This is a genomic window from Kineococcus lubricus, from assembly GCF_050871965.1.
GTDB lineage: Bacteria > Actinomycetota > Actinomycetes > Actinomycetales > Kineococcaceae > Kineococcus.
In genome coordinates this window covers 19,483-40,101 of sequence record NZ_JBJLSK010000023.1, presented here as the reverse complement: position 1 = coordinate 40,101, position 20,619 = coordinate 19,483, and the positions used below count along the sequence as shown (strand labels likewise).

Sequence of the window (20,619 nt, the reverse complement as noted above, 5' to 3'; positions counted from 1 at the left end):
CGGAGTCCTCCGCTCTCGTCGGGGTGTGCCGTCCGCGATCCTGCCGCACGCCCCGGCCCGGCGCCCGCGGCGTCGACTTGACCCCGCACCGCGGTGCAGGGTCGATCGTCGTCCCGTGACCCCCACCACCCCTGCTCCGTCCGTGCGTCGCGTCGTGCGGGCCTCCGCCGGCTACGACCTGCTCGTCACGGCCGGGTTCGCCCTGCCCGTCACCGCCCCCGCCGTCCTCGCCGTCGCCGGACGGGCGCACGAGAGCCTCGGGCTCGCCGGTGCCGTCCCGCACCCCGACCCGTTCACGGTGATGTTCGCCAACCTGATGGGTGGGCTCGTGGTGGTGTGGGCGGTGTTCCGGCTGCTGCGTCCCGGCGCCGCGGCCGGTGCGGCCGACGTCGCGGCACGAGCGTTCTTCGCGCTCGGCATGGCCGCCGCCCTCACCCGCGGAGCCTCACCCCTGGTCGGGGGGGTGCTCGTGCTGGAGGTCGCCTGGGCGGTCGTGCAGGCGGCGGTGCTCGTAGGGTCCCGGCGTGCGCACGTCTGAGCTCGCCCGCGCGGCTGCGATCCCCGTCTCCACCCTCCGCTTCTACGAACGCAGGGGGGTCCTGCCCGCGCCGGGGCGGGACCCGAACGGGTACCGGTCCTGGACCGAGGAGGACGTGCGGACCGTCCGCTTCCTGCGCCGCGGTCAGGAGCTCGGCTTCACCCTCGCCGAGCTGTCGACGTTCAGCGCCGTGTCGGCGCAGACCCGCGCCACCGGTGTCGTGGCCGCCGACGTGGCGGAGCAGGCCTTCGCCAAGCTCGCCGAGATCGACGCCCGCATCGCCGACCTCGTCCGCACTCGCGAGGCGATCGCCGGGTTGCTGGCCGCCCGGTGCCTGGACCCCGGCGCCGCCTGCCCGGTCGTCGAGGCGCTCGCGGGCTGAGTCAGAACCGGCCGCCGGAACCGCGCCGGCCACCTCCGGAGGAGCGTCGCGGACCGGAGGAGCGCCGCCCGGACGGCGACCCACCGCCGAATCCACCGCCGAATCCACCGCCGAATCCACCGCCGAACCCGCCGCCGAACCCGCCGCCGAACCCGCCGCCCCAGCCCGACCGGCGCCGCGAGGCCGGACCGCCGGTCTCCCACAGGATCCCGCCGAGGACGGCGCCGAGGTCGTCCCCGCCCCCGGTCCGGGACGTCTGCCACGACTCCACGTCCGAGCGCGCCCGCGTCCCCGCCCGCTCGGCGAGGGCGTCGGCGCGGCGGGCGTGCTCGAGGGCCGCGGCCGGGTCCGACTCCGCCAGCTGCACGGCCCGGGTCAGGGACCGCTGCGCCTCCCCGAGGTGGGTGCGCGCGGCCGGGCCGACGGCACCGCGGCGCAGTGCGATGAACTCGTCCGCGGCGGCGATCTCGGCGCGGGCCGCCACCAGGGTCTGCTCCAGCGCGTCCTGCACGGCGCGGCGGGCCCCGGCGGCCTCCTCGACGCGGTCGCGGGCGGCGTCCAGGGCGCGCTCGGCCTCCACGACGCGGTGCAGGGTGCCCAGCGGGTCCGGCCCGGCGGTCGTGGCGGCCTGGTCGGCGACGGCCCGGGCCGCGGCCGCCGCGGTGGCGAACCCGGCGGTCGGCACCCCCGGGGCGCTCTCGACGGGCTCGGCCGCCGCGGCCCGCAGCCGCGCGAGCGCCACGGGCACCTCGACCACGGCCCGGCGCAGGTCCGCCTCGGTGCGCGAGACGCCCGCCAGCAGCTGCGCGGCCTGGGCGGCGGCCGCCTCGGCGGCGCGCACGGCGTCGACGACCTCACCGGACCGGCTCGGGTCGGGCAGCGCCGCCCGCGCCGCGGCGCACGAGGTTTGCGCCGTCCCGATCCGGTCGCGGGCCTGGGCGACGGCGTCGGCGACCGGCGCCAGCGCGGGGTCGCCGAACTCGGCGCGCAGCCGGGACAGCAGGTCCCGCGCCGGGTCCACCTGCGCGCGCAGCCCCGGCAGCGCCGCCTCGATCCGGTCCAGCACCGTCGGGGCCCGGCGCACGAGGTCGCGCAGCGCGTCCACCGACGCCGCGACCTCCTCGAGGGTGCCGCCGGTGGCGCGGCAGGAGGCGACGACCTCGGCGAGGACCCGGCGCCGCTGCTCCTCGGTCTCGGGGACGTCGTCGTCGAGGGACTGCCGGGCGGTGAACGCCTGCTGCAGGGCGGTGCGGGCGCGGTCGAGCACGGCGGCGAACTCCGCGGTCCGGTCCGTCCCGAACTCCGCGGTCGCGAACTGCAGCTCCTGCCCCGCGGAGCGGACCGCGTCGTCGGCCTGCACGAGCAGCGTGTCGGCCAGCGTCCGCAGTTCCCCGGTCGGGCGCCCGGCGAACTCGGGGGTGGGGCCGGTGGCCTCGGGGCGGTTCCGGTGCCGGTGCACCAGGGACACGACGGCGATGACCGCGAACCCGGCGACGGCGAGGGCGCCGATCACCCACCACAGCGCGTGGGAGGGGCGCAGCTCGTCCTCCAGGGACCGCGCGCCGGTGACGACGGCCCCGGCCCAGTCCTCCTGCGCCAGCTCGGCCTCGGTGTCCCGGGCGACCGCGTCCAGGTCGCCCTGCGAGAGGGGGGAGGCGTCGTCGGTGGAGTAGGCGTAGGCGCGGTCCTGCGTGGCGACGGCCAGCAGGACGTCGTCCAGCCCGAGCCCGGAGGTGCGGGCGGTCTCGTCGGCCCAGGTCCGGCCGTCCCGGCCGTCGAAGGTGTCGACGTAGACGACCCACAGCTGGACGTCGGTGCCGGCCCGCAGGTCCTCCAGCGCCGCGTCGACCTCCTGCTCGCGCCCGTCCAGCGCGCCGACCCGGTCGGTGACCTGGCCGGCGAGCCGGAACGGTTCGGCCGCCGCGGCGGGCGCGGCGTCCACGAGCAGCGCGCCGGGCACGAGCAGCCCCAGCGCCAGGGGCAGGGCGGCCAGACGTGATCGCAGCACGCGGTCAGTCTGGCGCACCCGCCCCTCAGAAGAGCGTGTAGCCGCCGTCGGTGACGACGACCGCCCCGGTGGAGAAGCTGGAGGCCCCCGAGGCGAGGTACACCACCGTCGCGGCGATCTCCTCGGGCGTGGAGTACCGCTGCATGGGGGCGTCCTCGATCCACATCCGGCGGAACTCGGGCCGGTCGACCGGGGCCATCTCCGTCTTCACGTACCCGGGGGCGATCGCGTTGACCCGGATGCCCAGCGGCGCCCACTCCGCCGCGAGCGACTTGGTGAGCTGGTGCACGGCGGCCTTGGAGGCGTTGTAGACCGGCTGCAGCTGGGGGCGGTTGACGATGTGCGCGCTGATCGAGCCGACGTTGACGATGTTCCCGCCGCCGTGGTCGGCCATCCAGCGGGCGGCCACGACGCTGGGCAGCCACACGCCCTTGAGGTTGGTGGTGATGACGTCGTCGTACTCCTCGTCGGTCACCTCCAGCGCCGGGCGGTGCACGCAGGTCCCGGCGTTGTTCACGAGCACGTCGAGGCGGCCGAGGTGCCCGGTGACCCGGGCGACCGCCGCCTCCACCTCGGGGCGGGAGGTGACGTCCAGGCGCAGGCCCAGGGTGCGGCGGCCGGTCGAGGCGGCGATCTCGGCGGCCGCGGCGACGCAGGCGTCCTCGTCGCGGGCGGCGACGGCCACGTCGGCGCCGGCCTCGGCGAGGGCCTGGGCGAACCCCCGGCCCAGCCCCTTGTAGCCGCCGGTGACGAGGGCGACGCGGCCCTCGAGGGAGAAGCGGTCCAGGACGCCCACGTCAGGCCCCGGCCGGGTTCACGACGACGACGGCCTTCATGCTCAGCGGGTCGGAGTCGGCGTTGAGGGCCTCCTCGACCTGCTCCAGCGGGTACCGCGCGGTGACCATGTCGTCCAGGTGCACGGCGCCGGAGGTGGTGAGGGCGATGCCGCGCGGCCAGGTGTCGACGTAGCGGAACACGCCGGTGACGTTGATCTCGCGGGTGGCGATGAGCTGCACCGGCAGCGGCATCTCCTCCGCGCCCAGACCCACGAGGACGACGGTCCCCCCGCCACGGGTGCTGGCGATGCCGGACAGGACCGCCGGCGTCGCGCCCGAGCAGTCGATGAACGCGTCGGCGCGCAGGGCGGCGATCTCCTCGGCGTCGGTGACCGGGTGCAGCGCGCGGGTCGCGCCGAAGGACGTGATGCGCTCGCGGCGGGAGTCGACGAAGTCGGTGACGACGACGTCGGTGGCGCCCCGGGCCCGGACGGCCTGCGCGCACATCGCCCCGATGGGGCCGGCGCCGGCGATGAGGACCTGGTCGCCGGGCCCGACGTCCGCCTTGTGCGCGGCCCACAGGCCCACGCTCAGGGGTTCGAGCAGGGCGGCGGACTCGTCGGACAGGCTGTCGGGCACCGTGTGCGCCTGGTCGGCGGGGGCGGTGACGTAGTCGCAGAACGTCCCGTCGAACGGCGGCGTCGCGTAGAACTCCATGAACGGGCACAGGTTCGACCGGCCCGTCTTGCACTGGCGGCACTGCCGGCACGGGACCTGCGGGTCGAGGGCGACGCGGTCGCCGACGCGGTCCTCGGGGACCCCGCGGCCCACGCCCACGACCGTCCCGGAGACCTCGTGGCCCAGGACGATCGGGGCGGTGACGACCATGTCGCCGATGCGGCCGTGCTGGTAGTAGTGGACGTCGGAGCCGCAGACGCCGACCGAACCCACCCGCACGAGCACCTCGCCGTCGCCGGGGGTGGGCACCGGGCGTTCCTGCATCTCGATGACGCCCTGCTTCAGCAGGACGCTGGCCCGCATGGTGCGGGGGATCGTTCCGGTGGTCATCTGCGACTCTCCTCGGGGGTTTCGGGTGGGACGGGTCCCAGGGTGCCCGGTCCGGTGGCGGGTGCCGCGGCCGGTGGCTCAGCGGATCGTGTAGCCGCCGTCCACGACGAGGTCGTGGCCGTTGACCATCGCCGCGGACGGCCCGGCCAGGAACAGGACGGCGTCGGCGACCTCGCCGGGTTCGGCGAACCGCCCGACGGGGATCTGCGCCCTGAGCGCGTCCCCCTTCGGGTTGTCCCAGTTCGGCCGGGCCAGCGGGGTGAGGACGACGGTGGGGGAGACGGTGTTCACGGTGATGCCCAGCGGCCCCCACTCCAGGGCCAGGGTGCGGGTCATGCCGAGCAGCCCCGCCTTGGACGCGGCGTAGGCGACGTGGCCGTCGAGCCCGACCGTGGCGGCCTGGGAGGCGATCGTGACGATCCGCCCGCCGCCGCGCGCCGCGAGGTGGCGCGCGACGGCCTGGGCGACGACGAAGCTGCCGGTGAGGTTGACCGCGACGGTGCGCGACCAGCCCGCCAGGTCGATCTCCAGCGCCGGGGCGATCGTGGCGGTGCCCGCGCAGTTCACCAGGACGTCGAGCCGGCCGGCCCGGCCGACGACCTCGTCGACGGCCGCGGACACCGCGGCGGGGTCGGTGACGTCGGCGGCGACGTGGAACCGCCCGCCGGCCGCGGCGAGCGAGTCCTCGTCGCGGTCGAGCACGGCGACCCGGGTGCCCTCGGCCTCGAACGCGGCGACGATCGCCGCGCCGATGCCGCTGGCCCCGCCGGTCACCAGGGCGACCCGCGAGCCCGGGTCGGCCGGGGTGCTCGTCACTGCCCCGGGATCCCCTCGTTCGCGATGTCGCCGGTGGCCAGGTTCTGCTCGGTCAGCTCGGGCAGCTTCGCCAGGAACGCGGCGCGGTCGGTGACGACGTGCTCGATGGCGACGTCGACGTTCTCCTTGGTGATCTTCGGCATGTTGTAGACGGGTTCGGTGTTCACCTCGGTCCCGGCCGCGATGGCGGCCGCGACGGCCAGCCCGGCGGACAGCTCGACGGTGCCGTTCTGCAGCATCGTCCCGATGAACTCCCCGCTCTTGACGGCGTTCAGGCCGTCCTCGATGCCGTCGATCCCGACGACGGGGATCGTCTTGCCGGCCTCCTTGAGCGCCTGCAGCGCACCCAGGCCCATGTCGTCGTTCTCGGACACGACGCCGTTCAGGTCGTCGCCGAACGCGGAGATCCAGTTCTTGACCTTGTTGACGGCCTCGTCGCGCTTCCAGTTCGCGGTGTCCATGGCGAGCACCTCGATGCCGGGGTAGTTCGCCAGCACCTGCTTGATGCCCTTGGTCCGGTTGATCTCCCCGGACTGGCCCAGCGGGCCCTGCAGGACGACGATCTTGCCCTTGCCGCCGAGGGCGTCGGCCATCATCTGCATCTCGGCGGCGCCGGCCGCGACGTCGTCGGGCTGGACGTTGCCGGCGATGTCGGTGGAGTTCAGCTCGGCGTTGACCGCGACGAGGGGGATGCCGGCGGCCTTGGCCGCGGCGACCTGCGGCTGCAGGGAGTCGGCCTGCACGGGGACGACGATGATGGCGTCGACGCCGGCGTTGACGTACTGGTCGACCTGGGAGGCCTGGGTGTTGACGTCCAGGTTCGCGGAGTTCCAGAGCAGTTCGATGCCCTCCGCCTCCGCGTACGCGTCCATCCCCTCCTTGCCGGCGGTGATGAACGAGCTCATGTCGTACACGCTCACGCCGATGCGCAGGGACTTCGCGTCCTCGGAGGCGTCGTCGCCGGAACCGGAGTCCTGGTTCGCGGTCGGGTCACCGGCGCCGCAGGCGGCCAGGGCCAGCGTCAGGGCGCCGATCCCGAAGGAACCGGTGAGCAGGGTGCGGCGGTTCAGGGTGTGCTCTTCGGACATCGTGGAACTCCTCGGGAGGGGTGGGGGTGCCGGGGGCGTGGTCAGGCCCGGCGCCTGGTGGACCACACGTCGACGGCGACGGCGGCGACGATGAGGACGCCCTTGATGACGTCCTGCCAGTAGGCCGGGACCAGCAGCAGGTCCAGGCCGTTGTTGAGGGTCTGGATGAGCAGCAGGCCCAGGGCGGTGCCCCAGACGGTGCCGCGGCCGCCCATGAGGGAGGCGCCGCCGATGACGACGGCGGCGATGGCGTCGAGCTCGTACCCCTGGCCCAGGTTCGGCGGGCCGGAGATGACGCGCGAGGCGAGCATGACCCCCGACAGCCCGGCGAGGACGCCGGAGAGCGCGTAGACGCTGAACAGGGTGCGGCGGGCGTTGACGCCGGCGATCTCGGCCGCGACGCGGTTGCCCCCGACGGCGTAGACGCGCATGCCGTAGCTGGTGCGGCGCATGACGATCCCGAGCACGACGATGCCGACGATCATCACGATGACGGGGATCTGCAGCCCCAGGACCTTGGTGTTGGCGATGGTCCCGAACTCCGGCGGCAGGCCGTTGATGGGGGCGCCGCCGCCGATGACGTACGCGATCCCCGAACCCGCGGTGAGCATCCCCAGGGTGGCGATGAACGGTGGGACGTCGACCCGGGAGACGAGGACGCCGTTCACCGTCCCGGCCAGCAGCCCGACGGCCATGGCCGACAGGACGGTCAGCCAGACCTGGCCGGGGTTGGCCTTGGCGACCGCGGCGGCCGTCATGGCCGACACGGCGATGACCGAGCCCACGGACAGGTCGATGCCGCCGGTGAGGATGACGAGGGTCTGGCCGAGGGCGATGAGGGCGAACGGGGCCGCCGCGATGAGGATGTTCTGCAGGTTCTCCGGGGAGGTGAACCGCAGCGAGCGGTAGGAGAAGAACGCGATGACCAGCAGCATCACGATGAGCATGGCGCGGCGGATGAGCTGGGCGACGATCCACTCGCGGGAGAACCGCCGCCTCTCGGCGGGGACCGCCGTCTTCTCGAGCTGGGTCGTGGCCATCAGGGTTCCTTCGTGTCGGTTCGCAGGGAGAGCCCGGAGCTGAGCCGGAAGATGGTCTCCTGCACGTCGGGGGCGTCGAGCTGCGCGCGGTCGAGTTCGCCGACGATCCCGCCGTCGCGCAGGACCAGCGCCCGGTGCGAGAGGCCGAGGACCTCGGTCATGTCCGAGGAGGCCATGACGACGGCCATCCCGGCCGCGGCCAGCTCGGCGATGATGCGGTAGATCTCCGAGCGGGCACCGACGTCGACGCCGCGGGTGGGTTCGTCCAGCAGCAGGACGTCGACGTGCTCGGTCAGCCAGCGGGCCAGGACGACCTTCTGCTGGTTCCCGCCCGAGAGGGTCCCCACGTCCTGGGACAGGCCGCGGCTGCGCAGCCGGACCGAGTCCATGGCCTGCCCGACGGCGCGGGTGCGCGAGGCGCCCTTGAGCCAGCCGGCGACCGAGAACCTCCCCAGCCGCGGCAGGGTCCCGTTGTCCAGCACGGACAGGCCCATGACGGCGCCGGCGTGCTTGCGGTCCTCGGGGACGAGGGCCATGCCGGCGGTGATGGCGGCCGCGGGGTTCTTGCGCCTGACGTCGCGCCCGGCCACGGTGATGCGCCCGGCGGTGGTGGCCCGCACGCCGAACACCCCTTCGAGGAGTTCGGTGCGCCCGGCGCCGACCAGCCCGGCCAGGCCGAGGATCTCCCCGCGGCGGACCTGCAGGTCCACCGTCCCGGGTTGCCCGGCCACGGCGAGGCCCGCGACGTCCAGGACGACGTCGGCGTCGGCGGGCACCGTCCGAACGGGCGGGAACAGGTCCTCCAGCTCGCGGCCGATCATGGCGGTGACGATGTCGTCGTCGGAGACGTCGGCCATCGCCTCGTCGAGGACGAGGCCGCCGTCGCGGAGCACGACGACGCGGTCGGCGAGGTCGCGGATCTCGGCCATCTTGTGGGTGGTGAACATGAGGGCGACCCCGGAGTCGCGCAGCCGCCGCACGACCCGGTAGAGGCCCTCGACCTCGCGCTCGGAGATCGCCGAGCTCGGTTCGTCCAGAAGCACGACCTGCGCGCCGCGGGAGGAGTTCTTGACGATCTCGACGATCTGCTGCATGCCGACGGGCAGGGTCCCCATCCGGGCGCCGGGGTCGATCGCGACGCCGAACACCTCCAGCAGGGTGGACGCCTCGGCGGCCATGCGCCGCCGGTCGAGGGTCCCGAGCCTGGTCTTCAGCTCGCGGCCGACGAAGAGGTTCTCGTAGACCGTCATGTGCGCGATCGAGGCGAGTTCCTGCGGGACGATCGCGACGCCGAGGCGGTGGGAGTCGCGGATGCTGCCCGCGGCCAGTTCCTCGCCGCGGACCAGGACGCTGCCCTCGTCCGCGCGGTACTGCCCGGCGGCGATCTTCATCATGGTCGACTTGCCGGCGCCGTTCTCCCCGGCCAGCGCGGTGACCGTGCCCAGTTCCAGGCTGAGGGAGACGCCCTTGAGGACGGGGACCCCGCCGAAGGACTTGCGCAGGTCCCGGCACTCCAGGACGGCGGTCCCGGTCTGCGTGCTCACGCGGCCTCACCGGCCGGGACGGGGGAGGGGTGGGTTTCGAGCCGCGGGTCGCCGGGGGTTTGCGCGACGACCCGCCGGACCGCACGGGTCATGGGGGTGCTCCAGTCGAGAGCGGGAGGACGTGGTGGGGGAGGCCGTGCTGCGGTGCTGCCGTGCTGCCGTGCACGGAGCGGCCAGGTTCCCGAGGCGGGGCTCAGGTGTCAATCGCGCCGCTCAGGTGAGCAGCGGCTCAGCGGATGGTGTACCCGCCGTCCACGACGAGGTCGGCGCCGTTGACCATGTCCGAGGCGCCGGAGGCCAGGAACAGCGCCGCCCCGGCGATCTCGCGGGGCAGGGCGAAGCGCCCGGTCGGGATCTGCGCCTTGGCGGCCTCGCCCTTCGGCCCCGCCCACGCCTTGCGGCCCAGGTCGGTGAGGACGACCGTCGGGGAGATCGAGTTCGCGGTCACCCCGCGCCCGGCCCACTCCGCCGCCAGGACCTTGGTGAGCCCGACGACCCCGGCCTTGGAGGCGCAGTAGGCGGCGTGCCCGTCCAGGGCCACCGTGGCGGCCTGGGACGCCATGGTGATGACCTTCCCCCGCCCGCGCTCGAGCATGCCCCGGCCCACGGCCTGGGCGGTGAGGAACGTGCCGGTGAGGTTGATGGCCAGGGTGCGGGCGAACACCGCCGGGTCCAGGTCCTCGGCCGGGGCGAGGTCGACGATCCCGGCGCAGGTGACCAGGACGTCGACGGGACCGGCGGCCGCCGCGAACGCCGCGACCGAGTCGGGGTCGGCGACGTCGCCGGCCAGGGCCAGGTGCTCGCGGCCGGTGCTGCGGCCCAGGGCATCGGCCCGGTCGCGGGCGGCGTCGGCGTGCAGGTCCACGACCACGACCCGCGCCCCGGCGTCGGCGAACGCGCCGGCGATGGCGCTGCCGATGCCGGAGGCGGCGCCGGTGATCAGGGCGGTGCGCCCGTCGAGGCGGAAGGACAGGTCGACGGACTCGTCGGTCGGTTCGGCGGCCGGCTCGGTGGTGGGTCCGGTGGTGGGTGCGGTGCTCATGGCGTCCTCCTGGTCGGGCGGCTCCGCCGGGCCCGGCGGCGGGCGGGGGCCGGTCCCCGGCACCGCTGCCGGTCGTCCCCCTGCGACGTCGAATGCTGCGCGGGACCGCTCGCACGGTCAACACCCCTGCTCACATGAGCACCGGACGTGCGCGGTCGAGCCGGGGTCTGCTCCGATGAGCGGATGGGGCCGGAAGAACTGACCGAGCTCGTGGCGATCGCCCGCCGCCACTACGTCGACGGCGCCTCGCGCGTCGACATCGCCGCCGAGCGAGGGCTGTCCCGGTTCAAGGTGGGCCGGATCCTGCAGGCGGCGCGGGAGGCCGGGATCGTCCGGATCGAGGTCCGCGCCCCGGCGGGCATCGACTACGGGCTGTCCGAGGACCTGCGGACCCGGTACGGGCTGCGCCGGGCCCTGGCCGTGCAGACCGCCGACGAGACGCGCGTGCGCGAGCCCCTCGGCCAGGTCGCCGGGGACCTGCTGCGCGAGATCGTCACCGCCGAGGACGTCCTGGGCATCGACTGCGGCCGGACGCTGCGCGCGATGGCCGGGCACCTCGACGGCATCGCGGGGTGCGACGTCGTGCAGATCACCGGCATGGGCGGGCAGCTGGGCGACACCGCCACGGACGTCACCCGCGTCGTCAGCGAGGCCAGCGGCGGCCGGGTGTTCGCGCTGTTCGCCCCCCTCGTCGTCGCCGACGCCCGGACCGCCGAGGCGATGCGCACCCACCGCGCCTTCCGCCCGACGTTCGCGGCCTACGGGCGGGTCACCAAGGCCGTCGTCGCGATCGGGGCCTGGACGCCGGAGCTGTCGCAGATCCCCGCCCTGCTGGGGGAGGAGGAGTTCACCCGGCTCGCCGGTGCCGGGGTGGTCGCCGAGACGGGGGCGCTGCTCGTGGACGCCGGGGGCCGGCGCGTCCCGGGGCTGGACGCCCGCCGCGTCGCGATCACCGAGTCGCAGCTGCGCGCCGTGCCCGACGTCATCGGGGTCGGCGGCGGGCGGGGCAAGACCACGGCCGTGCACGCTCTCCTGCGCGCCGGCCTGCTGAACTCCCTGGTCACCGACGTCCACCTCGCGCGCCGGCTGCTGCGCCGCGCGCCCTGACCGGCCGGCTCCCGGCGCGCCGGGGGCTCACCCGCCGGGCAGGTCCGCCAGCCACTGCTCGACCTCGGCCAGGGTGAGCACCGGGCCGTTCGCCCCGAACGCGATGCGGGCGTCCTTCGCACCGGGCTTGCCGCTGGTCAGCAGGTAGCCGGGGTGCCGCTGCGTCGGCGCCTGGAGCGTCCAGCCCTTGCGGCCGGCCAGGCGCCGCAGCTGCGCGAACCGCTCCTCGCTCACGACGCCCCCGCGCAGCTCGCCGGGTCGGCCCGGTAGGCCTCGCCGTGGGCGATGACGGCGTCGAGCTTGTCCCGCGTCGCGGTCAGCTCCTCGAGCTGGGCCTGGACGCGTGCCCGCTCGGCGAGCAGGCGGGCGTGCATCTCGTCGGTCAGCACGCCGTGCTCCATGCACGGCAGGATCCGCAGGACGGCCTTGCTGCCGAGCCCGGCCGCGTAGAGGTTCTGGATGAACCTCACCCGGTCGACCGCGGAGTCGGGGTACCGCCGCTGCCCGCTGGTGCTGCGCTCGGACGTCAGCAGGCCCTGTTCCTCGTAGTACCGCAGCGCGCGGACGCTGACCCCCGCCCGCTGCGCGACCTCGCCGATGCGCATCCCGCTCCTCACGCCGAAGGACTTGACCCTGACGTCAACGTCAGGTTCTACGGTACCCCCATGAACACCGCTGGAGCCACCGCGCTCGTCACCGGAGCCAACCGCGGCATCGGCCGCCACCTCGCCGCCGAACTGCTCGCCCGCGGGGCGAAGGTCTACGCCGCCGCCCGCCGACCCGAGTCCATCGACCTGCCCGGGGTCGAGGCGATCGCCCTCGACATCACCGACCCCGCGGCCGTCGCCGCCGCCGCCGACCTCGCCCGCGACGTCGACCTGCTCGTCAACAACGCCGGGATCTCCACCGGCGCGTCCCTGCTCGGCGACCTCGACGCCGTCCGCGCCGAGATGGACGTCAACTTCTGGGGGACCCTGTCGATGGTGCGCGCCTTCGCCCCGGTCCTGGCCGCCAACGACGGCGGCGCGGTCGTCAACGTCTCCTCCGCGCTGTCCTGGTTCGCCTTCCCCGGCACCGGCGGCTACTCCGTCTCCAAGGCCGCGAACTGGAACATGTCCAACGCGCTGCGCCTCGAACTGGCCGGCCAGGGCACGCTCGTGACCTCCGTCCACCTCGGCCTGGCCGACACCGACATGGCCGCCGGCGTCGACGGGCCCAAGACCGACCCGGCGACCGTGGCGAAGACGGTCCTGGACGGCGTCGACGCCGGCGACCTGGAGGTCGTCGTCGACGACTGGAGCGCGATGGTCAAGGCCTCGCTCGCCAAGGACCCGCGCGAGTTCTACGCGCAGTTCCTCACCGCCTGACCCCGCCGGTCGCCCGGTGCGCTCGCACGGAGCGCACCGGGCGATGATGCTGCGGTGAACCGTGCTCGCGTCCGCGCCCCGCAGCTGACCGGACGGCGGTGGCTGAACACCGCCGGCGACCTCTCCCTGACCGACCTGCGCGGCAAGGTCGTCCTGCTCGACTTCTGGACCAGCTGCTGCGTCAACTGCCTGCACGTCCTGGACGAGCTGCGCCCGCTGGAGGAGAAGTTCTCCGACGTCCTGGTGACCGTCGGGGTGCACTCGCCGAAGTTCGCCCACGAGGCCGAACCGGCCACCCTGGACGCCGCCGTCGACCGCTACGCCGTGCACCACCCCGTGCTCGACGACCCCGAGCTCGCGACCTGGCAGGCGTACGCGGCCCGGGCCTGGCCGACCCTCGTCGTCGTGGACCCCGAGGGGTACGTGGTGGCCTCGATGTCGGGGGAGGGGCACGCCCACGGCCTGGACGTCCTCGTCTCCGAGCTCGTCACCGAGCACGAGGCCAAGGGGACCCTGCACCGCGGGACGGGCCCCTACGTCCCGGCCCCGCCGGCCGGGTCGGCCCTGCGGTTCCCCGCGCGCGCCGTCCGGCTGCCCGACGGGGCCGTGCTGGTCGCCGACACCGCCCACCACCAGCTCGTCGAGCTCGAACCGGACCTGGTGACCGAGCGCCGCCGGTTCGGCACCGGCGAGCGCGGGTCCACCGACGAGCCGGCCACGTTCGCCGAGCCGCAGGGCGCCGCGCTGCTGCCCGCCGACGTGGCCGAACGGGTCGGGTACGACGTCGTCGTCGCCGACAGCGTCAACCACGCCCTGCGCGGCCTGCGCCTGTCCGACGGTGCGGTGCGCACCGTCGCCGGGACCGGGGAGCAGCTGCGCCGCAGGGAAGGTGGCGGCCCGGCGCTGGAGCAGGACCTGTCCACCCCGTGGGACGTGGCCTGGTTCGACGGGCAGGTCGTCGTCGCCATGGCCGGGGTCCACCAGCTGTGGGCGTTCGACCCCGTCGCCGGGGTCGTGCGGGTCCTGGCGGGCACGACGGCCGAGGGGATCAACGACGGGCCGGCCGAGCAGGCGTGGTTCGCGCAGACCTCGGGCCTGGCCGTGCAGGACGCCGACGGCGAGCAGGTGCTGTGGTTCGTCGACGCCGAGACCTCCGCGCTGCGCAGCCTGCGCCGCAGCCCCGACGCCGAACCCGACCGCGAGGTCAAACCCGTCGACGACGCCCGGATGGCCAACGTCGCCCCCGTCGCCGGCGCCGGGTACGCGGTCACCACCCACGTCGGGCAGGGCCTGTTCGACTTCGGGTTCCGCGACGGCCCGGCCGCGCAGGCGCTGCTGCAGCACCCGCTCGGGCTGGCCGTGGCCGCCGACGGCTCGATCCTCGTGGCCGACACCTACAACGGCGCCGTCCGGCGCTTCGACCCGGCGACCGGCGAGGTCTCCACGGTCCTGCGCGACCTCGCCGAACCCGCCGACGTCCTCGTCGACGGCGACACGCTCGTCGTGGTGGAGAGCGCCGCGCACCGCCTCACCCGGGAACTGACCCCGGCGAACCTGCGGGTCGACGCCGGCGCGCACCGCGTGCAGCGGCCGCCGACGGACCTGGCCCCGGGCGTCGTGGAACTGGTCGTGGCTTTCACCCCGCCCACGGGCCAGAAGCTCGACGACCGCTGGGGCGACCCGACGCGGCTGGTCGTCGCCTCCACGCCGCCGGGGCTGCTGGCCGAGGGGGCCGGGGCGCAGGAGGGGCTGCGCCGGACGCTGCGCCTGGCCGACGGGTTCGACGGCGGCGTCCTGCACGTCAGCGTGCAGGCCGCGGCGTGCGACGGCGACCCCGACACCGGGGAGGTCCCCGAGTTCGCCGCCTGCCACCTGTACCAGCAGGACTGGGGGATCCCCGTCCGGCTGGTCGCCGGCGCCCCCGCGGTCCTGCCGCTGGACCTGCGCGGCGTCTGAACGCGCCGGGAGGGGGCTCCCCGGGGTCCCCTCCCGGCCCCCGGCCGGGCCCGCGCCCTAGGCTCCGCGTCAGGCCGACGATCGGAGCTGACGTGTCGCACCCCGCCGACGGGGCACCCCTGTTCGACTTCTTCGCCCAGCCCGCCCTGCCCGCCCCCGACGTGCCCGCCGACGAGCTCACCGGGCTCGTCGCCCGCGAGTTCGGCCTCGACGTCCGGCTGCGCTCCCTGGGCAGCCAGCAGGACCAGAACCTCATGGCGCACGCCGTCGCCGACGACGAGCCCGTGGCCGTGCTCAAGCTCAGCAACCCGGCCTTCAGCGCCGCCGAGGTCGACCTGCAGGACCACGTCGCCGCGCTGCTGGCCCGGGAACTGCCCGACCTGCGCGTCGCGCACGTGCTGCGCCGCGACGGCCGGGACCTGCGGGGCTGGTTCGACACCTCCCGCGGCCGCCTGCACGCCCGGCTGCTCAGCGTCGTCCACGGCCGGACCCTGCACGGCTCCGGGTACCTGGCCCCGGCCGTCGTCGAACGGCTGGGCGTCCTGGCCGCCGCGGTGAGCCGCGCCCTGGAGCACGTCGAGCACCCCGCCCAGGACCGCGTCCTGCAGTGGGACCTGCAGCACGCCCGGCGGGTCGTCGAGCTGCTGGCCCCCCGCGAACCGGACACCGCGGTGCGCGAGCGCGTCGTCACCGCCGCGACCGCGGCGCTCGCGGTCCTCGAACCCCTGGCGGGGCGGCTGCCCGCGCAGCTGGGGCACTTCGACCTCACCGACGACAACGTCGTCGTCCCGCCCGGCGGGCGCCTGCCGGACGGGATCGTCGACTTCGGGGACGTCCTGCGCTCCTGGCGGGTGGGGGAGCTGGCGGTCACGATCTCCTCCGTCCTGCACCACGCCGGCGCCGACGCGCACAGCACGCTGCCCGCCGTCCGCGCCTTCGACGCCGCGCGGTCCCTCACCGACGACGAGGTCGAGGCGCTGTGGCCGCTGGTGGTCCTGCGCGGGGCGGTGCTGGTCCTCAGCGGCCGCGACCAGGCCGTCCTGGACCCCGGCAACGCCTACGCCCAGGACGGGCTGGACCGCGAGCGGCGCATCCTGGAGGTGGCCACCGAGCTGCCGATCCCGGTGGTGACGGCCCTCGTCCGGCACGCGCTGGGGCGCGCGCGCCCGGCCCCGGCCCCGGCCGCCGGGCCGCTGCTGCCGCCGGGCACGACGGTCGACGTGCTGGACGCCGGGACGCGCTCGGAGGTCAACGACCTGGGCGCCTGGACGGACGCGGGGACGCTGGAGCGGGAGGCGCTGCGCCGGCTGGGGGCGGCCGACGTCGTCGTCCTGCCGCACGCGGTGCCCGTCCTGACCGGCTCGCCCGCGCTGAGCGCCGAACCGCCCGCGACCGTCCCCACGGGGGCGACCCTGTGGGCGGCCCGCGCGTCCACCGCGCTCGCCCCCTTCGCCGGGCACGTCCGGGCCGGGGCCGGCGGCGTCGAGCTCGTGGGCGAGGGCGCCGTCCTGCGCCTGTCGGTGCCCGCCCCGGGCACCGGGGGCGGGCCGGTGCGGGCCGGGCAGGGGTTCGCCACCGTCCCGGCCCGCAGCGCCGTGCACGTGCAGCTCGTGCGCGACGGCGCCCTCGACGTCCCGGCCCGGGTGCGGGCCGCGCACGCCCCCGGCTGGCTCGCGCAGGTCCACGACCCCGCCCCGCTGCTGGGGCTGACCCCGGCGGTCGCCGTCCCGGCCGCCGAGGTGCTGCACCGGCGCGAACGGGTGCTGGCGGGGGTCCAGGAGCACTACTACGCCGAACCCCCGCAGATCGAGCGCGGCTGGCGCGAGCACCTCGCCGACGTCGACGGGCGGGTGTACCTGGACATGGTGAACAACGTGACCTCGATCGGGCACGCGCACCCGCGGGTCGAGCAGGCCGCGCACCGGCAGCTGCGGCTGCTGAACACGAACTCCCGGTTCCACTACGCGGCCGTCGCCGAGTTCGCGGAGAAGATCGCCGCCACGCTGCCCGACGAGCTGGACACGGTGTTCCTCGTCAACTCCGGGTCCGAGGCCGTGGACCTGGCGCTGCGGATCGCGATGGCCGCCACCGGGCGCCGGCACGTCGTGGCCATGCGCGAGGCGTACCACGGGTGGACGTTCGCCAGCGACGCCGTGTCGACGTCGGTCGCCGACAACCCGGCCGCGCTCACCACCCGCCCGGACTGGGTGCACACCGTCGACGCGGCGAACCCCTACCGCGGCCGGCACCGCGGTCCGCAGGCCCACAGGTACGCCCCCGAGGCCGTCGCGACGATCCGCGACCTGGCCTCCCGCGTCGACCTGGCCGGGTTCGTGGCCGAGACGTACTTCGGCAACGCCGGGGGCGTCGCGCTGCCACCGGGGTACCTGCGGGCCGTCTACGCCGCGGTGCGCGAGGCCGGTGGGCTGGCCGTGGCCGACGAGGTGCAGGTCGGGTACGGCCGGCTGGGGCGCTGGTTCTGGGGGTTCGAGCAGCAGGGCGTCGTGCCGGACGTGGTGGCCGTCGCGAAGTCGGTGGGCAACGGGTTCCCCGTGGGGGCCGTCGTCACGCGCCGGGCCGTGGCCGACCGCTACCGGACCCAGGGGTACTTCTTCTCCTCCACCGGGGGCAGCCCGCTGTCCAGCGTCGTCGGGTCGGCCGTCCTCGACGTCGTCGTCGGGGAACGCCTGCAGGAGAACGCCACCGTCGTCGGTGACCACCTGCGGGGACGGCTGCGCGAGATCGCCGGCCGCCACGGGCTCGTCGGCGCCGTGCACGGCGACGGGCTGTACCTGGGCGTGGAGTTCGTCCGCGACCGGGCCACCCTGGAGCCGGCGACGGAGGAGACGGCCGCGATCTGCGACCGTCTGCTGGAGCTGGGGGTCGTCATGCAGCCCACGGGCGACCACCAGAACGTCCTGAAGGTCAAACCGCCGCTGTGCCTGGCGCGGGAGTCGGCGGACTTCTTCGCCGACGCCCTCGAGCGCGTCCTCGACGAGGGGTGGTGAGCGCACCGGGCCGGGGGACCACCACCCCCGGCCCGGGACCGGCTCAGTTCGCGCGGTTGTCCAGGTAGTACCGGATCAGCGAGGCCGTCGAGGGGTCCTGCGCCTCGAGGGCGGCGGTGTCGCCGGTGAGCGCGGGTGCGATCTCCAGCGCCAGCTTCTTGCCCAGTTCCACCCCCCACTGGTCGAAGCTGTCGATGCCCCAGACCGAACCCTCGACGAACGTGATGTGCTCGTAGAGGGCGATGAGCTGACCGAGCACCGACGGGGTCAGCGCGGGCGCCATGATCGAGGTGGTCGGCCGGTTCCCGGTGAACACCCGGGCCGAGACGACCTCCTCGGCGGTGCCCTCGGCGCGGACCTCCTCGGCGGACTTGCCGAACGCCAGCGCCTTGGTCTGGGCGAAGAAGTTCGCCATGAACAGGGCGTGCACGTCGGCCCCGCCCGCCGCCTCGTCGACCAGCGGGTGGGCCGGGGTGGCGAAGGCGATGAAGTCCGCCGGGATGACCCGGGTCCCCTGGTGGATGAGCTGGTAGAACGCGTGCTGGCCGTTGGTGCCGGGCTCGCCCCAGAACACCTCGCCGGTGTCGGTGGTGACCGGTTCGCCGTCGTAGCGCACCGACTTGCCGTTGGACTCCATGGTCAGCTGCTGCAGGTACGCCGCGAACCGGTGCAGGTACTGCGAGTACGGCAGGACCGCGTGGGTGTGCGCGTCGAGGAAGTTGACGTACCAGACGTTGAGCAGACCCATCAGCAGCGGGACGTTGCGCGCCGGCTCGGTCGTGCGGAAGTGCTCGTCGACGGCGTGGAAACCGGCGAGGAACTCGCGGAACGCGTCCGGGCCGATCGCGACGGCCAGCGAGGTGCCGATGGCGGAGTCGACCGAGTAGCGGCCGCCCACCCAGTCCCAGAACCCGAACGCGTTCGCCGGGTCGATGCCGAACGCGGCGACCTTGTCCAGCGCCGTGGAGACGGCGACGAAGTGCTTGGCGACCGCGGCCGAGCGGGCCTCGTCGTCGTCGGCCAGGGCGCCCGCCGCGGCCAGCCCCGCCCACAGCCAGGCGCGGGCCAGCCGCGCGTTGGTCAGCGTCTCCAGCGTCCCGAACGTCTTGGACGCCACGATGAACAGCGTCGTGCGCGGGTCGAGGTCCTTGGTCGTCTCGGCGACGTCGGTGGGGTCGATGTTCGAGATGAACCGCAGCTCCAGCCCGTCCTGCGCGAACGGCTTGAGCGCCTCGTAGGCCATCACCGGGCCCAGGTCGGACCCGCCGATGCCGATGTTCACGACGTGCGTGATCCGCTCGCCGGTGACGCCCCTCCACTCGCCGCTGCGGACGGCGTCGGCGAAGGCGAACACCTTCGCCAGTTCCGCCTGCACGTCGGCGTCGACGTCCTGGCCGTCGACGACCAGCGCGGGGGAGGCCCCCGCCGGCCGGCGCAGCGCGGTGTGCAGGACGGCGCGGTCCTCGGTGACGTTGATGTGCTCACCGGCGAACATGGCGTCGCGGCGGGCCAGGACGCCGGTCTGCTCGGCCAGTTCCAGCAGCAGCCCGACCGTCTCGGACGTGACGAGGTTCTTGGACAGGTCCACGAACAGGTCGGCGACCGGGAAGCTCAGCTCGCCCGCGCGCGCGGGGTCGGCGGCGAACCAGGCGGCCAGGTCGGGCGTGGTGGCGGCCCGGTGCGCGTCCAGCGACGCCCACGCGGGGGTGGTGGTGGGATCGACGGGTCCTGTGCTCATGGATCGAACGGTAGTCAGCCCGCGTTCGGAGCGCGCCACCGGCTGCTGGCACAGTGTCTGCGTGCAACGGTGGGAAGACCTGTCAGACGTCGAAGCCGGGTTCGGCCCGTCGGTGGTCACCATCGGCAACTTCGACGGCGTCCACCGCGGGCACGCGGCCGTCCTGGGGACGGTGGTCGACCTGGCCCGTTCCCGCGGCCTGTCCAGCGTCGCGGTCACCTTCGACCCCCACCCCCTGCAGGTCCTGCACCCCGAGCGCGCGCCCGGGCTGATCACCGGCCTGGAGCGCCGCCTGGACCTGATGGCCGGCACCGGCCTGGACGCGGTGCTGGTGATGCCGTTCACCCGGGAGCTGGCCGCGTGGAGCCCGGAGCGCTTCGTGCGGGACGTGTTCGTCACCGCGCTGCGCGCGCAGGTCGTCGTCGTCGGGCACGACGTGCGGTTCGGGCAGGGCAACGCCGGGGACCTGGGCACCGTGCGGGAGCTGGGGTCGCGCTGGGGCTTCGAGGTCGAGGTGCTCACCGACCTCGGGGACCGGGGCGCCCCGCAGCGCTGGAGCTCCACGGCGGTGCGCGCGGCGCTGGCCGACGGGGAGGTGGAGCGGGCCGCGCAGGTGCTCGGGCACCCGCACCGGGTCACCTCCACGGTCGTGCACGGCGACCACCGCGGCCGGGAGCTGGGGTACCCCACGGCCAACCTGGACACCGCGACCGCGCAGGGCCTGGTGCCCGCCGACGGCGTCTACGCCGGCTGGCTGACCCGCGCCTCCGGTCAGCGGCTGGCCGCGGCCGTCTCCATCGGCACCAACCCGACGTTCGACGGCGAGCGCCGCCAGCTGGAGGCGTACTGCCTGTCCGGGCAGCCCGGCGTGGGGCCGGGGCTGGACCTGTACGGCGAGCGCGTCGACCTCGACCTGGTGGCGAGGCTGCGGCCCACGCTGCGCTTCGAGGGGGTCGAGGCGCTGGTGGAGCAGATGGAGCGCGACGTCGCCACCTGCCGCGAACTCCTGCTGGGGCCCGGGCGCCCCTGACCGCCCTGGTCGGGGCGTCACAGGACCGCTGCTAGGCTGGACCTCGCCGTTCGATCGGCCGCGGACCCAGAGCGCCCGGGTGGATCAGCCCCGAGGCACCGCGCAACGAGT

The 20,619-nt window shown here is 74.9% G+C and carries 18 protein-coding genes; 7 read left to right on the top strand and 11 right to left on the bottom strand.

All coding sequences use genetic code 11. The annotated features are described in order from the left end of the window. The first annotated feature begins 115 nt into the window (after positions 1 to 115). Positions 116 to 538 carry a hypothetical protein gene (locus tag ACRYRX_RS16905; RefSeq protein ID WP_432513621.1) on the top strand — a complete coding sequence of 141 codons (423 nt, stop codon included), beginning with the start codon at positions 116 to 118 and terminating at the stop codon, positions 536 to 538. Then, on the top strand, positions 525 to 920 hold the full coding sequence (locus ACRYRX_RS16900) for a MerR family transcriptional regulator (RefSeq protein ID WP_432513619.1): 396 nt from the start codon (positions 525 to 527) through the stop codon (positions 918 to 920). Before ACRYRX_RS16905 ends, ACRYRX_RS16900 begins: the two co-directional genes overlap by 14 nt. A 1-nt stretch (position 921) precedes the next feature. Here the strand turns inward: ACRYRX_RS16900 and ACRYRX_RS16895 are convergent, their stop codons facing one another. From ACRYRX_RS16895 to ACRYRX_RS16860, 8 genes are all read right to left on the bottom strand, one after another. Continuing rightward, positions 922 to 2,928 carry a TPM domain-containing protein gene (locus ACRYRX_RS16895; RefSeq protein WP_432513616.1) on the bottom strand — a complete coding sequence of 669 codons (2,007 nt, stop codon included), beginning with the start codon at positions 2,926 to 2,928 and terminating at the stop codon, positions 922 to 924. Positions 2,929 to 2,953: 25 nt separating this feature from the next. After that, positions 2,954 to 3,724 carry an SDR family NAD(P)-dependent oxidoreductase gene (locus tag ACRYRX_RS16890; RefSeq protein WP_432513614.1) on the bottom strand — a complete coding sequence of 257 codons (771 nt, stop codon included), beginning with the start codon at positions 3,722 to 3,724 and terminating at the stop codon, positions 2,954 to 2,956. A 1-nt stretch (position 3,725) separates the two neighbouring features. Further along, complete coding sequence (locus tag ACRYRX_RS16885; protein WP_432513613.1) at positions 3,726 to 4,772, bottom strand: NAD(P)-dependent alcohol dehydrogenase; 1,047 nt, start codon at positions 4,770 to 4,772, stop codon at positions 3,726 to 3,728. Positions 4,773 to 4,850: 78 nt separating this feature from the next. Next, positions 4,851 to 5,588, bottom strand: a complete 738-nt coding sequence (locus ACRYRX_RS16880; RefSeq protein WP_432513611.1) for a GolD/DthD family dehydrogenase — start codon at positions 5,586 to 5,588, stop codon at positions 4,851 to 4,853. Continuing rightward, positions 5,585 to 6,676 carry a substrate-binding domain-containing protein gene (locus ACRYRX_RS16875; protein ID WP_432513609.1) on the bottom strand — a complete coding sequence of 364 codons (1,092 nt, stop codon included), beginning with the start codon at positions 6,674 to 6,676 and terminating at the stop codon, positions 5,585 to 5,587. Before ACRYRX_RS16875 ends, ACRYRX_RS16880 begins: the two co-directional genes overlap by 4 nt. 41 nt (positions 6,677 to 6,717) lie before the next feature. Further along, the gene (locus ACRYRX_RS16870) at positions 6,718 to 7,716 is read right to left on the bottom strand and encodes an ABC transporter permease (RefSeq protein ID WP_432513608.1); all 999 of its coding nucleotides are present in this window, start codon (positions 7,714 to 7,716) and stop codon (positions 6,718 to 6,720) included. Continuing rightward, positions 7,716 to 9,260, bottom strand: a complete 1,545-nt coding sequence (locus tag ACRYRX_RS16865; protein WP_432513606.1) for a sugar ABC transporter ATP-binding protein — start codon at positions 9,258 to 9,260, stop codon at positions 7,716 to 7,718. The genes ACRYRX_RS16870 and ACRYRX_RS16865 overlap by 1 nt, the downstream gene beginning before the upstream one ends. A gap of 229 nt (positions 9,261 to 9,489) precedes the next feature. Beyond that, complete coding sequence (locus ACRYRX_RS16860; protein WP_432513605.1) at positions 9,490 to 10,302, bottom strand: GolD/DthD family dehydrogenase; 813 nt, start codon at positions 10,300 to 10,302, stop codon at positions 9,490 to 9,492. Positions 10,303 to 10,485: 183 nt separating this feature from the next. Between ACRYRX_RS16860 and ACRYRX_RS16855 the strand changes: the two genes are divergently transcribed. Beyond that, positions 10,486 to 11,409 carry a sugar-binding transcriptional regulator gene (locus ACRYRX_RS16855; RefSeq protein WP_432513603.1) on the top strand — a complete coding sequence of 308 codons (924 nt, stop codon included), beginning with the start codon at positions 10,486 to 10,488 and terminating at the stop codon, positions 11,407 to 11,409. A gap of 27 nt (positions 11,410 to 11,436) precedes the next feature. Here the strand turns inward: ACRYRX_RS16855 and ACRYRX_RS16850 are convergent, their stop codons facing one another. Continuing rightward, the gene (locus ACRYRX_RS16850) at positions 11,437 to 11,643 is read right to left on the bottom strand and encodes a hypothetical protein (RefSeq protein ID WP_432513602.1); all 207 of its coding nucleotides are present in this window, start codon (positions 11,641 to 11,643) and stop codon (positions 11,437 to 11,439) included. Continuing rightward, positions 11,640 to 12,014, bottom strand: coding sequence for a MerR family transcriptional regulator (locus ACRYRX_RS16845; protein WP_432513599.1), 375 nt, complete (start codon positions 12,012 to 12,014; stop codon positions 11,640 to 11,642). Before ACRYRX_RS16845 ends, ACRYRX_RS16850 begins: the two co-directional genes overlap by 4 nt. 60 nt (positions 12,015 to 12,074) lie before the next feature. On the opposite strand from ACRYRX_RS16845, the gene ACRYRX_RS16840 reads away from it, so the two are divergent. The 3 genes from ACRYRX_RS16840 (at position 12,075) to ACRYRX_RS16830 (ending at position 17,740) form a co-directional block, all read left to right on the top strand. Beyond that, a complete protein-coding gene (locus tag ACRYRX_RS16840) occupies positions 12,075 to 12,776 on the top strand; it encodes an SDR family oxidoreductase (RefSeq protein ID WP_432513598.1) in 702 nt (233 codons plus the stop codon). Positions 12,777 to 12,830: 54 nt separating this feature from the next. Continuing rightward, positions 12,831 to 14,732: an NHL domain-containing thioredoxin family protein gene (locus tag ACRYRX_RS16835; RefSeq protein ID WP_432513596.1), complete on the top strand. Its 1,902-nt coding sequence runs from the start codon at positions 12,831 to 12,833 to the stop codon at positions 14,730 to 14,732. A 92-nt stretch (positions 14,733 to 14,824) separates the two neighbouring features. After that, positions 14,825 to 17,740 (top strand): aminotransferase, encoded by a 2,916-nt coding sequence (locus tag ACRYRX_RS16830; RefSeq protein ID WP_432513594.1) that lies wholly within the window; start codon positions 14,825 to 14,827, stop codon positions 17,738 to 17,740. Between the two features lie 43 nt (positions 17,741 to 17,783). On the opposite strand, the gene pgi is transcribed toward ACRYRX_RS16830, so the two are convergent. Next, complete coding sequence (pgi, locus tag ACRYRX_RS16825; RefSeq protein ID WP_432513593.1) at positions 17,784 to 19,478, bottom strand: glucose-6-phosphate isomerase; 1,695 nt, start codon at positions 19,476 to 19,478, stop codon at positions 17,784 to 17,786. 61 nt (positions 19,479 to 19,539) lie between these two features. Between pgi and ACRYRX_RS16820 the strand changes: the two genes are divergently transcribed. After that, entirely contained in the window at positions 19,540 to 20,508 is a 969-nt protein-coding gene (locus ACRYRX_RS16820) for a bifunctional riboflavin kinase/FAD synthetase (protein ID WP_432513591.1), read from the top strand. The last annotated feature ends 111 nt before the right edge of the window (positions 20,509 to 20,619 follow it).

What these genes read in the sequence shown, in the direction of transcription:
- ACRYRX_RS16855 (WP_432513603.1), top strand. Translation starts at nt 10,486, where the DNA reads ATGGGGCCGGAAGAACTGACCGAGCTCGTGGCGATCGCCCGCCGCCAC.
- pgi (WP_432513593.1), bottom strand. Translation starts at nt 19,478, where the DNA reads ATGAGCACAGGACCCGTCGATCCCACCACCACCCCCGCGTGGGCGTCG.
- ACRYRX_RS16845 (WP_432513599.1), bottom strand. Translation starts at nt 12,014, where the DNA reads ATGCGCATCGGCGAGGTCGCGCAGCGGGCGGGGGTCAGCGTCCGCGCG.
- ACRYRX_RS16875 (WP_432513609.1), bottom strand. Translation starts at nt 6,676, where the DNA reads ATGTCCGAAGAGCACACCCTGAACCGCCGCACCCTGCTCACCGGTTCC.
- ACRYRX_RS16885 (WP_432513613.1), bottom strand. Translation starts at nt 4,772, where the DNA reads ATGACCACCGGAACGATCCCCCGCACCATGCGGGCCAGCGTCCTGCTG.
- ACRYRX_RS16840 (WP_432513598.1), top strand. Translation starts at nt 12,075, where the DNA reads ATGAACACCGCTGGAGCCACCGCGCTCGTCACCGGAGCCAACCGCGGC.
- ACRYRX_RS16860 (WP_432513605.1), bottom strand. Translation starts at nt 10,302, where the DNA reads ATGAGCACCGCACCCACCACCGGACCCACCACCGAGCCGGCCGCCGAA.
- ACRYRX_RS16870 (WP_432513608.1), bottom strand. Translation starts at nt 7,716, where the DNA reads ATGGCCACGACCCAGCTCGAGAAGACGGCGGTCCCCGCCGAGAGGCGG.